Origin of the sequence: Elioraea sp. Yellowstone (assembly GCF_006704265.1) — a bacterium.
GTDB lineage: Bacteria > Pseudomonadota > Alphaproteobacteria > Acetobacterales > Acetobacteraceae > Elioraea.
The window spans coordinates 1-11,739 of the sequence record NZ_VIKA01000102.1 but is presented as its reverse complement, the minus strand read 5'-3'; the positions used below and the strand labels follow the sequence as shown (position 1 = coordinate 11,739).

The 11,739-nt window shown below is 71.4% G+C and carries 12 protein-coding genes; 4 read left to right on the top strand and 8 right to left on the bottom strand.

All coding sequences use genetic code 11. The features are described 5' to 3' along the window. From FK498_RS13465 to FK498_RS13455, 3 genes are all read right to left on the bottom strand, one after another. On the bottom strand, positions 1–1,305 hold a 1,305-nt coding region (locus FK498_RS13465), incomplete at its 3' end, for a 2Fe-2S iron-sulfur cluster-binding protein (RefSeq protein WP_141855380.1). Positions 1,306–1,310: 5 nt separating this feature from the next. Next, positions 1,311–1,577 (bottom strand): sarcosine oxidase subunit delta, encoded by a 267-nt coding sequence (locus tag FK498_RS13460; protein WP_141855378.1) that lies wholly within the window; start codon positions 1,575–1,577, stop codon positions 1,311–1,313. Beyond that, on the bottom strand, positions 1,577–2,827 hold the full coding sequence (locus FK498_RS13455) for a sarcosine oxidase subunit beta family protein (RefSeq protein WP_141855376.1): 1,251 nt from the start codon (positions 2,825–2,827) through the stop codon (positions 1,577–1,579). Before FK498_RS13455 ends, FK498_RS13460 begins: the two co-directional genes overlap by 1 nt. A gap of 122 nt (positions 2,828–2,949) precedes the next feature. Between FK498_RS13455 and FK498_RS20120 the strand changes: the two genes are divergently transcribed. Next, a complete protein-coding gene (locus FK498_RS20120; protein WP_141855374.1) occupies positions 2,950–3,648 on the top strand; it encodes a GntR family transcriptional regulator in 699 nt (232 codons plus the stop codon). Positions 3,649–3,650: 2 nt separating this feature from the next. Here FK498_RS20120 and FK498_RS13445 read toward each other — a convergent pair whose 3' ends face one another. From FK498_RS13445 to FK498_RS13425, 5 genes are all read right to left on the bottom strand, one after another. After that, on the bottom strand, positions 3,651–4,856 hold the full coding sequence (locus FK498_RS13445; protein ID WP_141855373.1) for a CaiB/BaiF CoA-transferase family protein: 1,206 nt from the start codon (positions 4,854–4,856) through the stop codon (positions 3,651–3,653). Positions 4,857–4,860: 4 nt separating this feature from the next. Then, positions 4,861–5,643, bottom strand: a complete 783-nt coding sequence (locus FK498_RS13440) for an enoyl-CoA hydratase-related protein (RefSeq protein WP_141855372.1) — start codon at positions 5,641–5,643, stop codon at positions 4,861–4,863. Between the two features lie 11 nt (positions 5,644–5,654). After that, the gene (locus FK498_RS13435; protein WP_141855371.1) at positions 5,655–6,938 is read right to left on the bottom strand and encodes a TRAP transporter large permease; all 1,284 of its coding nucleotides are present in this window, start codon (positions 6,936–6,938) and stop codon (positions 5,655–5,657) included. Further along, a complete protein-coding gene (locus FK498_RS13430) occupies positions 6,935–7,459 on the bottom strand; it encodes a TRAP transporter small permease (RefSeq protein ID WP_141855370.1) in 525 nt (174 codons plus the stop codon). The genes FK498_RS13435 and FK498_RS13430 overlap by 4 nt, the downstream gene beginning before the upstream one ends. A gap of 69 nt (positions 7,460–7,528) precedes the next feature. Next, a complete protein-coding gene (locus FK498_RS13425) occupies positions 7,529–8,521 on the bottom strand; it encodes a TRAP transporter substrate-binding protein (RefSeq protein ID WP_141855369.1) in 993 nt (330 codons plus the stop codon). Positions 8,522–8,743: 222 nt separating this feature from the next. Here FK498_RS13425 and lpdA point away from each other — a divergent pair, with 222 nt between their 5' ends. The 3 genes from lpdA to FK498_RS13410 all read left to right on the top strand — a co-directional run. Next, on the top strand, positions 8,744–10,138 hold the full coding sequence (gene lpdA / locus FK498_RS13420; RefSeq protein WP_141855368.1) for a dihydrolipoyl dehydrogenase: 1,395 nt from the start codon (positions 8,744–8,746) through the stop codon (positions 10,136–10,138). A gap of 86 nt (positions 10,139–10,224) precedes the next feature. After that, on the top strand, positions 10,225–11,007 hold the full coding sequence (locus tag FK498_RS13415) for a DUF1232 domain-containing protein (protein ID WP_141855367.1): 783 nt from the start codon (positions 10,225–10,227) through the stop codon (positions 11,005–11,007). 79 nt (positions 11,008–11,086) lie between these two features. After that, positions 11,087–11,739, top strand: a 653-nt coding sequence (locus FK498_RS13410) for a DNA translocase FtsK 4TM domain-containing protein (protein WP_202614854.1), incomplete at its 3' end; no start/stop codon positions are given.

Below are 11,739 nucleotides of genomic sequence, written 5' to 3'. Positions count from 1 at the left end.
AAGAGACTGGTCCCAGCGCGGCCGCGCGCCGAGATGGCAGGCGAGATGGATCGAGGGGTTCCAGCCGCCCGAGACCGCGAGCAGATCGGCCCGCATGCGCGTCACCTCGCCGCGCGCATCGCGCCAATCGACCGCGGCGAGGCGCCGGAAGCCGACCGTGCCGACCACCGTGCCGGCGATCACCGGGGCGCCGGCCCGATCCGCGAGTGTGCGCAGCGGCGGCGCGATGTCGGTGCGCGGATCGACGACGGCGGCGACCTCGACGCCGGCGGCGGTCAGCGCGGCGACCGTGCGCCAGCCGTCATCGTTGGCCGTGAACACCACGGCGCGCCGTCCCGGCCGCACCGCGTGGCGGTGCAGGTAGGCGCGCACGGCACCAGCGAGCATCACGCCCGGCCGGTCATTGCCGCTGAACACGATCGGCCGCTCGATCGCGCCGGCTGCAACGACGATGCGCCGGGCGACGATGCGCCAGGCGCGCTGGCGCGGCAGGTGCGCGGGCGGTTCGGGCAGATGGTCGGCGACGCGCTCCACGGCGCCGACCACGCCGTGGTCGAACAGCCCGTAGGCGGCGGTGCGCCGCAGAATGCGGCAGCGCGGGGCGGCGGCGAGTTCGGCCTCCACCGTTTCCGCCCAGTGCACAGCGGGGGCCCCGTCGATCTCCGCCTCCTCGGCGAGTGTGCGTCCGCCGAGGCGCCAGTCCTCCTCAACCAGCACCGTGCGCGCGCCGGCGCGGGCCGCCGCGCGCGCCGCCATCAGGCCGGCGGGGCCGGCGCCGATCACCAGCACGTCGCAGTGGAGATGCGCCTTCTCGTAATGGTCCGGATCGGGCGCCTCGGCGGCGCGGCCCAGACCCGCGGCGCGGCGGATCAGCCGCTCATAGACGCGTTCCCAGAACGCGGCCGGCCACATGAAGGTCTTGTAGTAGAACCCGGCCGGGAGCAGCGGCGCGAACAGGCCGCCCAGCGCCATCGCGTCGAAGCGGAGCGAGGGCCAGCGGTTCTGGCTCGCGGCCGCCAGCCCGTCGAAGAGCTCGACCGTCGTTGCGCGCGTGTTCGGCTCGCGCCGCGCGCCGGTGCGCAGCTCGACCAGCGCGTTCGGCTCCTCCGGGCCGGCGGAGACCACGCCCCGCGGCCGGTGCAGCTTGAAGGACCGGCCGACTAGGTGGATGCCGTTCGCGAGCAGCGCGGAGGCCAGCGTGTCGCCTTCGTAGCCGGCGAAGCGCCGGCCGTCGAAGGTGAACGAGAGCGGCCGCGTGCGGTCGATGAGCCCGCCGCCGGGCAGACGGAAGGGCTGCACGGCCATGCCGGTCACGGCCTCGCCTCCGCATCGCGCGCGAGCGTTGCCGCCTCGATCCGGTGCGTGCGGGTATCGCGCGTCACCACGATCCAGGCGCGGCAGCCCTGGCCGTGCCACCACAGCTCGCGGTGCTGGCCGGCCGGATTCACGCGCTCGTGCAGATAGGCGTGCCACGCGTCATCCGGGGCCTCCGGCGCAGGACGCGCGACGCCGGCCGGGCCGAGATACGTGAACTCCTCGTTGCCGCGTGCACCGCAGAGGGGGCAGGGGATGCGCATCAGTGCAGATTGGGCGTTGCACCCGCGCCCTTCTCGTCGATCACCGCGCCGGTGCGGAAACGATCGAGCGTGAACGCGGCGTTCAGCGGATGCGGTGCGCCCGTGGCGATCGTGTGGGCGAAACACCACCCGGAGGCGGGGGTCGCCTTGAACCCGCCATAGCACCAGCCGCAGTTGAGAAAGAGGCCCTCGATCGGCGTGGTGCCGATGATCGGCGAACCGTCCATCGACATGTCCATGATCCCGCCCCATTGCCGCAGGTAGCGCAATCGCGAGAACGCGGGGAACAGCGCCACCGCGCATTCCATCACCTCCTCCACCACCGGCAGGGAGCCGCGCTGCGCGTAGCTGTTGTAGCCGTCGATGTCGCCGCCGAAGACGAGCCCGCCCTTGTCGGACTGGCTGACATAGAAGTGCCCGGCGCCGAAGGTCACGACCGTGTCCAGCACGGGCTTGATCCCCTCGCTGACGAAGGCCTGGAGCACGTGGCTCTCGATCGGCAGACGCAGCCCGGCCAGCGCGGCCACGCGCGAGGAGTTGCCGGCGGCGGCGAGCCCGATCCGGCGTGCGCGGATCGCCCCGCGCGTCGTCTGCACGCCGGTCACGCGGCCCTGCACGATGTCGATCCCGGTCACCTCGCAGTTCTCGACGATGTCCACCCCGCGCCGGTCGGCCGCGCGAGCATAGCCCCAGGCGACCGCATCGTGGCGCACCGTGCCGCCGCGGCGCTGGAGCAGCCCTCCCATCACCGGGAAGCGCGCATTGTCCATGTCAAGGCCTGGCAGCATGGCGCGGACGGCAGCGGCATCGAGCAGTTCGGCATCCACGCCCGCGAGCCGCATCGCGTTGCCACGCCGGGCATAGGCATCGCGCTGGGCGTCGGAATGATAGAGGTTGAGCACGCCGCGCTGGCTGACCATTGCGTTGAAGTTGATGTCCTGCTCCAGCCCCTCCCAGAGCTGGAGCGACTTCTCGTAGAACTGCGTGTTGGCGGGCAGCAGGTAGTTGGAGCGGATGATCGTCGTGTTGCGACCGACATTGCCGGAGCCGATCCAGCTCTTCTCCAGCACCGCGACGTCCGTGATGCCGTGCTCCTTGGCGAGATAGTAGGCGGTGGCGAGCCCGTGCCCGCCGCCGCCGACGATCACCGTGTCGTACGCGCGCTTGGGCTCCGGGTTCCGCCAGGCGGGCGTCCAGTGCTTCTGGCCGGTGAGCGCGCCGCGGAGGAGCGCGAAGACGGAGTAACGCATGCGGGTCCGGATCGGTTCGGGGCTCCAGTCTGGCACGGCCTTGCGCGTCGGCAAGGGCCGCTGCGGCACTTTCCGTCCGCGCGCCAGGCATGCTACCCGGAGCGCATGAGGGGCAGGGGATCATGACGGCGTCCGTCACCGTTCTGCCGGTGCCCGCGCGTCCGCGGCGCACCGGGGCGACCAAGCCGGCGCGGGTGGCCGAGCTGATCCGCGAGATGATCATCCAGGACACGCTGCCGCCCGGCGCGCCGATCCGCGAGCGTGCGCTGGCGGAGCAGCTCCAGGTCTCGCGCACGCCGCTGCGCGAGGCGCTCAAGATCCTCGCCGCCGAAGGCCTGGTCGAGATCGAGCCGCATCGCGGCGCCGTGGTCGCCGCGCCGAGCCCGACGGAGATGCGCGAGCTCCTGCAGCTGCTCGGCGTGATCGAGGCCTATGCTGGCGAGCTCGCCGCGGCGAGCGCGACCGAAGAGGAGATCCGCGAGATCACCGCGCTGCACTACGAGATGCTCGCGGCCTATACGCGCGGCGACCGGCTCACCTATTTCCACCGCAACCAGGCGATCCATCTCGCGCTGGTGCGCGCGACGCGCAACCGCACGCTGGTCGCGCATCACGGCAGGATCAATGCGCGGGTCTATCGCGCGCGCTACATCTCCAACCTGGAGACCCAGCGCTGGGAAAAGGCGATCGAGGAGCACGAGGCGATCCTCGCGGCACTGCAGCGGCGCGACGGCGCGGGGCTTGCGGCGATCCTGCGCGAGCACGTGCTGCGCGGCTGGGATGAGACCCAGATCCTGCTCGCCGCCCAGGTGGCGTCATAGCCTCACGCGCCGCCGGGCGCCTGCACCGCGCCGGCGGCGATGAGCGCATCGATCTCCGTCGGCGTGTAGCCGTGCTCGGCCAGCACGGCGCGGCTGTGCTCGCCGAAGAGCGGCGCGCCGCGGCGCGGACCGGCCGCGGCCTCGGAGAGCTTCACGGGCAGGCCGAGTGCCGGGTGCGTCCCGAGCGTGGCGTGCGGCAGGGCGACCACCATGTCGCGCGCGCGCACCTGCGGATCCTCGTGCATCCGGCGGATGTCGAGCACCGGCCCGGCGGGCACGCCCGCCGCGTCGAGTCGAGCGAGCCACGCCGCCACCGGGCGCTGCCGGAACAGCGGCGCCAGCGCCTCGACCAGCGTGGCGAGATGGGCGAGCCGATCCTTGTTGGTGCGGAAGCGCGGGTCCTCGGCGAGCGCGGGGGCCTCCAGCACCTCGCAGAGCCGACGCCAGTTGGCCTCCGTCGCGCCCCCCACCACGAGCCAGCCATCCGCCGCCTCGAACGCCTGGTAGGGCGCAGCGAGCGGATGCGCCGAGCCCATCGGTCCAGGCGCCGAGCCGGTCGCGAAGGCGATCGCGGAGTGCCAGCAGGTGTGCAGGATGCCGGCCTCGAGCAGCGAGGTGTCGACATGCTGGCCGCGGCCGGTGCGGCCGCGGTGCTGCAGCGCGGCGAGGATGCCGATCGCCGCGAGCAGACCGGCGGTGATGTCGGTCAGCGGCACGCCGCACTTCACCGGCGGATCGCCTGCGCGCGTGCCGGTCACGCTCATGATCCCGCTCATCGCCTGCGCGACCAGGTCGAAGCCGCCGCGCTCGGCATAGGGGCCGGTGCGGCCGAAGCCCGAGATCGAGCAGTAGATCAGCCGCGGATAGGTCTCCTTCACCTGGGCGTAGCCGAAGCCGAGGCGCGCCAGCGTGTCGTGGCGGTAGTTCTCGACCAGCACGTCGGCGCGCTCGAGCAGCCGGCGCAGCACCGCCTTGCCCTCCTCGCGCTTGAGGTCGAGCGCCAGCCCGCGCTTGTTGCGGTTCATCACCAGGAACGGTGCCTGCTGGTCGCCGATCGCGAAGGGGGAGGGCTTGCGTGAGTCGTCGCCGCCCGGGATGCGCTCGACCTTCACCACGTCGGCGCCGAGATCGGCGAGCATCATCGTGCAGGTCGGCCCCGCCATCACGTGGGTGAGATCGACGACGCGGATCCCCTCGAGCGCGCTCATCCGCTCAGCGTCCCACGAAGACCGGCGTCTCCTTCGCGAGGAACGCGCGGTAGCCGATGCGATAGTCCTCGGTGCCGAAGCAGGCGAAGCTCTCGTCGCGCTCGGCTTCCGTCAGCGGGCGGGGATCGAGCAGGCGGCGGACGAAGCGCTTGTGCCAGCGCGCGACCAGCGGCGCGCCCTCGGCGATGCGCCGGGCCGAGGCGAGGGCGGCCTCGGCGAGCTCGGCATCGGGGACGACGCGGTTGACGAGGCCCATGCGCAGCGCCTCGCCGGCGGGGAAGATCTCGCCCTCGAGCACGATCTGCAGCGCATTCGCCGGGCCGACGAGCTCGACCAGCGGACGCATCTCGTCGAGCGCGACGACGAGGCCGAGCCGCTTGACCGGGATGCCGAAGCGCGCCCCCTCGCCGCAGATGCGCAGGTCGGCGCAGCAGGCGAGTTCCAGCCCGCCGCCGACGCACAGCCCGCGGATCGCCGCGATCACCGGGTGGCGGCAGGACTGAAGCGCGGCGAGCGCGCCGTGGGTGCGCGCGGCATAGGCGCGCGCACGCTCGACGTCGCCGCGGTTCTGCTCGAACTCGGAGATGTCGGCGCCGACGCCGAAGGCGCGCTCGCCGGCGCCGGTGAGGATGACGCAGCGCAGCGTCTCGTCGGCATCCAGCGCGGCGATGATCTCGCGCAGGGCGTCCCACATCGCGTTGCTCAGGGCGTTCAGCCGTTCGGGATGATCGAACACCACGCGCGCGATCCCGGGCTCCGGTGTCTCGACGCGAACCGTTCCGGCCATGGGCAGGGCTCCTAGCGGTAGAAGATCTCGACCAGCGTCATCGGCACCGCCGGCACGTAGGTGACCAGCAGGAGCAGAAGGATCAGCACGAGGATGAACCAGACATTGATCCGCGTGACGCTCCACACATCCGCCCTGGCGATCGAGCAGGCGGTCATCAGCACTGACGCAACCGGCGGGGTCTGCTGGCCGATCGCGAGGTTGAGCGTGACGATCAGGCCGAAATGGACCGGGTCGATGCCGACCGCGCGCGCGATCGGCAGCACGATCGGCACGATCAGGATGATCGCCGCCGCACCGTGCAGGAAGAAGCCGAGCACGAAGAACAGCAGGTTCAGGAGCGCCAGCACCGCGTAGCGGTCCTGGGTCAGGCCGATGATCGCCTGCGTCAGCGCCTGCGGCACCTGCGCCTGGGTGAGATACTGGCCGAGCAGGGCGGAGGTCGCGACCAGCAGCATCACCACCGCGGTCTGGATCGCGCCGTCCTTCAGCGCGGCATAGAGTTCGCGCAGGCCGAGATCGCGGTAGATCAGCCCGCCGATGAGCAGCGCGGCCGCTACTGCCAGCCCAGCCCCTTCGGTCGCGGTGACGAAGCCGCCGAAGATACCGCCGAGGATGATGAAGGGCAGCGTCAGCGCCCAGGCCGCATCCTTCAGCGTCGCCCAGACCCGGCGCAGCCGGAACACCTCCTCGACCGGGAAGTTCAGCCGGAGCGCGAACCACCAGGCGAGCGCCATCAGCATGAAGCCGCCCAGCACGCCCGGCACGATCCCGGCGACGAAGAGCTGCACCACCGAGGTGTCGGCCATCACCGCATAGAGGATCATCGGAATCGATGGCGGAATGATGATCGCGAGCGAGGCGGAGGAGGAGGTCACCGCTGCGGCGAACTCCTTGGAGTAGCCGCGCTTCTTCATCGCCGGGATCAGGATCGAGCCGAGGGCGGCGACATCCGCGACCGCCGAGCCGGAGATCTCGGCGAAGAACATCGAGGCGGCGATGTTCACCATGGCCAGCCCGCCGCGCACGAAGCCGACCAGTGCCGAGGTGAAGGCGATCAGCCGGCGCGAGATGCCGGAGGTGTTCATGATCGCGCCGGCGAGGGTGAAGAGCGGGATCGCCAGAAGCGGGAAGTTGCGTGCGCCCTCGTAGAGCGTCACCGCGCTCATCACCAGATCGTCGAAGCCGTAGACCGCCCAGAGCCCGCCCATGGCGACGATGCCAAGCGCGACAGCAATCGGGATGTTCGCCAGCACGAGCACCAGGAGTGCCGCGAGCATGACCAGCGTGGTCATGGCCGGCGCCCCTCGAAGTAGCGCTCGGGATCCACGCCCTGCTCGCCGCGCCAGGCTTCGCCCAGGCGCTCGGGAAAGGTCATCAGTTCGGCGATGATGAACAGCACCGCCCCGATAGGGATCACGGACTGGGTGACGGAGACCGGCACCCAGGGCAGGGAGATCAGCGTGTCGCCCTCGAGGATGAGGATCACCTGCAGGCCGAACCATGCGATGAGGGCGAAGAAGCCGATCACCAGGATCTCGCCGCCGACCAGAAGCGCGAGCCGCATCGCGCGCGGCAGCGCCGCGACGATCGAGGGCACGCCGAGATGCGCCCGGTTCAGCGCCGCGAGCGCGGCACCGTAGTAGGTGAGCCAGGCGAGCTGGATCGAGGCGACCTCGTCGTACCAGGTCAGCGGCGCGCCCGCCTTGCGCAGCACCACCGCGGCGCAGACGAGGAGCGCAAGCAGCGCCGTCTGCAGCACGCAGAACGCGACCAGGAACTGCTCGAGCGCACGCCGCGCGGCGGCGAGCGTCATCGTGCGGTGCTCCCCGGGGCGGCGGCGCGCCCGCCGCCCCGCATCGTCACGCCCGGCACGGGCCGCGGATCAGCAGCCGTTGGCAAGCGCGAGCGCGCGCTCAATCAGCGCCGCCCCGCCCGGCACCTCGGCGGCGAACTGGTCGTAGACCGGCTTGCTCGCCGCGACGAAGGCCTCGCGATCCGCCCGGTTGAACCGCATCCCGGCGGCGATCAGCTTGTCGCGCACCTCGTTCTCGAGCCGCTCGGCCAGTTCGTAGGTCCACTCCTGCACCGCGGCCGCCTCTTCCAGGATCGCGCGCTGCACGTCCTGCGGATAGCCGCGGAACTTGCGCAGCGACGCCGTCGGGAACGACGGCGTGTAGACATGGCGCGTCTCGGTCAGGTAGCGCTGCACCTCCTGGAACTTGCCGGCATCGACGTTGACGTAGGGGTTCTCCTGGCCGTCCATCACGCCGGTCTGCAGCGCGACGAACACCTCCGAGAACGGCAGCGGCGAGGGCGATGCGCCATAGACCTGGAACATCTTCACGCGCCACACGCCCTGCGGCACGCGGATCTTGAGCCCGCGCAGATCCGCCGGCGTGACGATCGGGCGGACATTGTTGGTGATATGGCGGAAGCCGTTCTCCCAGATGCCGATCAGCTTGTAGCCGCGCGCCTCGATCTTCGGCGCCAGGATCGGCCAGACGATCTCGCGCGCGATGCACCTCATGTGCGCGCGGTCCTTCACGAGATAGGGCAGGTCGAACATGCCGAACTCGGGCGTCACCGAGGACATGATGGTCGAGGGCTGCGACATGTCCTGGGTGCCGAGACGGAGCTTCTGCAGCATTTCGGCATCGGAGCCGAGCTGGCTCGAGTGGTAGAGCATGATGCGGCCGTAATGGCCGATGCGCGCGTTGACGCGTTTGATGAACTCCTCGGAGGAGAAGTACTGCACGTTGCCCGGCGGACTCGTGGTGCCGTACTGGATCTCGACGCCTTGCGCGGCGGCCGGGCCGGCGAAGGTGCCGACAGCGAACGACAGGGCGAGCGTTGTCCTCAGGGTAAGCGTGCGCATGACGTCTTCCTCCCTATCCCTTGGCACGGGCGTCGTGGTGGTCGGCGCCCGCTTTGGCATACCAGACTGACAAGGATCTCGGCGTGATGCAACGCCTTCGATCGCGCTGTCGACCACTTTGGTATACCAGCATCGCTGCCGATCCGATGCGCGACCCCGGTTCCGCCGCCGCCTCGCCCCGGATAGTCTGCGCGCCCCCGCCCCGAGAGGAGCTCCCGTCCCATGGCCGACAGGTCCTTCGACGTCATCGTGATCGGCGCCGGCCCCGGCGGCTATGTCTGCGCGATCCGCGCCGCGCAGCTCGGCCTCAGCGTGGCCTGCGTCGAGATGCGCGAGACCCTCGGCGGCACCTGCCTGAACGTCGGCTGCATCCCCTCCAAGGCCCTGCTCCAGTCCTCGGAGAAGTTCGCCGAGGCCAACCACGCGCTCGCCGAGCACGGCGTCACGGTGGAGCGGGTGGGACTCGATCTCGCGCGCATGCAGGCGCGCAAGGCCGAGGTGGTGAAGGCGAACGTGGACGGCGTCGCCTTCCTGTTCCGCAAGAACAAGGTGACGTGGCTGAAGGGCAGGGGCCGCATCATCGCCCCGGGCACGGTGGAGGTCGCGGGCGAGACCTACACGGCAAGGCACATCGTCATCGCCACCGGCTCGGAGTCGATGCCGCTGCCGGGCGTGGAGGTGGACGAGCAGGCGATCGTCAGTTCCACCGGCGCGCTCGCGCTCGACCGCGTGCCGGGCCATCTGGTGGTGATCGGCGGCGGCTATATCGGGCTCGAGCTCGGCTCGGTCTGGCGCCGCCTCGGCGCCAAGGTGACGGTCGTGGAGGTCCTCGACCGCATCGTGCCGACCATGGACGGCGAGGTGGCGAAGCAGTTCCAGCGCATCCTCGCCAAGCAGGGGCTCACGTTCCGGCTCGGCACCAAGGTGACCGGCGCGCACAAGGGCAACGCGGGCGTGACGCTGACGCTCGAGCCGGCCAAGGGCGGGGCGGCCGAGGAGATCACCGCCGATGTCGTGCTGGTCGCGATCGGCAGGCGCGCCTACACCGAGGGTCTCGGCCTCGCCGAGCTGGGGGTCCAGCTCGACGAGCGGGGCCGGGTGAAGACCACGGACGGATACGCCACCTCCGTGCCCGGCATCTGGGCGATCGGCGACGTGATCGCTGGGCCGATGCTCGCGCACAAGGCCGAGGACGAGGGGGTGGCGCTGGCCGAGATTCTGGCCGGCCAGAATCCGCACGTGAACTACGACGCGATCCCGGGCGTGGTCTATACGTGGCCCGAGGTCGCCTCGGTCGGCGCGACCGAGGAGGAGCTGAAATCGCGCGGGGTCGCCTACAGGGCGGGCAAGTTCCCGTTCAGCGCCAACGGCCGGGCGCGCGCGATGGGCGAGACCGACGGGTTCGTGAAGATCCTCGCCGATGCGGCGACCGACCGGCTGCTCGGCGCGCACATCCTGGGCCCCGATGCCGGCACGCTGATCGCCGAGCTGGCGCTGGCGATCGAGTTCGGCGCCTCCTCCGAGGATGTCGCGCGCACGAGCCACGCCCATCCGAGCCTGAACGAGGCGGTGAAGGAGGCGGCGCTCGCCGCGCACGGCAAGCCGCTGCACCTGTAGCGCCCTGGCCCGTGCCGGCGCCGCGACCGTTTCGGCGTGCGGCGCGGTCTCGGCTCGCCTAGTCTCGGCCCGAGAGGGACCAGGGAATGTCGCAGACTGCCCAGATACGCGCGATCATCGCGAGGCATCGTGCCCAGGGCCACGACGCCGCGCCGCTCGCCACCGCGCTCCGCAGCCGCATGGGGAGCCGCGCGACACCGGCCGAGGTCGACGAGGCGGTGGCATTCTGCCGCGAGATCCTCGACGCCGTGCCGGTCCTGATCGATCGCCTGCGCGAGGCGGCCGGCCGGCAGGGCCTCGCGGGGCTGATCGAACCGATGCTGGCGCATGCCGAATCCTACTTCGTCGATCCGGTGGATCGGCTGCCGGAGACGCTGCTGGGCGAACTCGGGCTGCTGGATGATGCCTATCTCGCCCTCAATGCCATCCGCATGGTGCAGGTCGAGCCCGATCCGCTGATCCGGATCGACCTCGGCCCGCCAATGACGTTCCTCGAACAGGTGCTGGGCGAGTCCACGCTCGCGCGCTTGAAGGCGGAGATGGCCGCGTCGGAGCGGCTTCTGCTGCGTGAAGCGGCGCGCTGGAAGGCGGCGGCGGACGAACAGCGCCGGCGCGAGGCGGCGCGCCGGCCGGCCGAGGCGCCGCTCCGACCCGCGCCGCGGCCGACACCCGGGCGGCGGATGTGCACTGCGTGCAGCGGTCTCGGCAGCGCGACCTGCGGCGCCTGCGCCGGGTACGGCTACCACAGCAGCGGCTACACGCGCGTCGATTGGCAGGGCAACGCCGAGTACGTCACCGAGCGCACGCCCTGCAGCTGTTCCGGCGGGCAGGTCGTCTGCCGCTCCTGTGGCGGCTCGGGATACGTCTGACCTCGCCGGTCCCCGGCAACGTCACGCCGCGCTTTGGTGTTCGATTCCAGGCACTTTTCATGTAGAGTTCGCCTGGAACATGAGCACGCAAGCCCTCTCGCGCCTGATCCCGCCGGAATTGGCCGGGTTCCTGCGGCGGCGCCTCGCCGATCTCGCCGGGCTCGCCGCCTCGCTGGTGGGGCTGACGCTCGCGGTGGCGCTGGCAAGCCATGATCCCGCCGACCCTTCGCTGAACACGGCGACCGGCGCGCCGGTGGCGAACCTCGCCGGCCGCACCGGGGCGGTGTTCGCCGATGCGGCCTTGCAGGGCGTCGGGCTCGCCGCCTGGCTGCTGGTCGCGGCACCGCTCGGCTGGGCCTTCGCGCTGGTCGCGCGCGGCGCGGTCAGCGCGCCGCTGGTGCGGCTGGCCTGTCTGCTCGCCGGACTGCCGGTGCTGGCGGCCGCACTTGCGCTGGTGCCGGTCGGCGCGACGCAGTCGCTGCCGGCCGGCCCGGGCGGGGTGGCCGGGCCGCTGCTGATCGATTGGGTGCTCGGTCTCGGCAGCGCCGTGCTCGGCCCCCTCGGCAGGGTGTTCGCGGCGCTGTTCACGCTCGGCCTGGCGGTGCTGCTCGCCTTCGTCGCGATCGGGCTCAGCCCCGGCGAATGGCAGCGCGCGATCGGCGCCGCGGCGCGACGGGTCGCCGGCGGGGGGCGGCGGGATCATGGCTTGCCAGCGCCACCGCGAGCGTCAGC

What these genes read in the sequence shown, in the direction of transcription:
- FK498_RS13460 (WP_141855378.1), bottom strand. Translation starts at nt 1,577, where the DNA reads ATGCGCATCCCCTGCCCCCTCTGCGGTGCACGCGGCAACGAGGAGTTC.
- FK498_RS13455 (WP_141855376.1), bottom strand. Translation starts at nt 2,827, where the DNA reads ATGCGTTACTCCGTCTTCGCGCTCCTCCGCGGCGCGCTCACCGGCCAG.
- FK498_RS20120 (WP_141855374.1), top strand. Translation starts at nt 2,950, where the DNA reads ATGACGGCGTCCGTCACCGTTCTGCCGGTGCCCGCGCGTCCGCGGCGC.
- FK498_RS13445 (WP_141855373.1), bottom strand. Translation starts at nt 4,856, where the DNA reads ATGAGCGCGCTCGAGGGGATCCGCGTCGTCGATCTCACCCACGTGATG.
- FK498_RS13440 (WP_141855372.1), bottom strand. Translation starts at nt 5,643, where the DNA reads ATGGCCGGAACGGTTCGCGTCGAGACACCGGAGCCCGGGATCGCGCGC.
- FK498_RS13435 (WP_141855371.1), bottom strand. Translation starts at nt 6,938, where the DNA reads ATGACCACGCTGGTCATGCTCGCGGCACTCCTGGTGCTCGTGCTGGCG.
- FK498_RS13430 (WP_141855370.1), bottom strand. Translation starts at nt 7,459, where the DNA reads ATGACGCTCGCCGCCGCGCGGCGTGCGCTCGAGCAGTTCCTGGTCGCG.
- FK498_RS13425 (WP_141855369.1), bottom strand. Translation starts at nt 8,521, where the DNA reads ATGCGCACGCTTACCCTGAGGACAACGCTCGCCCTGTCGTTCGCTGTC.
- lpdA (WP_141855368.1), top strand. Translation starts at nt 8,744, where the DNA reads ATGGCCGACAGGTCCTTCGACGTCATCGTGATCGGCGCCGGCCCCGGC.
- FK498_RS13415 (WP_141855367.1), top strand. Translation starts at nt 10,225, where the DNA reads ATGTCGCAGACTGCCCAGATACGCGCGATCATCGCGAGGCATCGTGCC.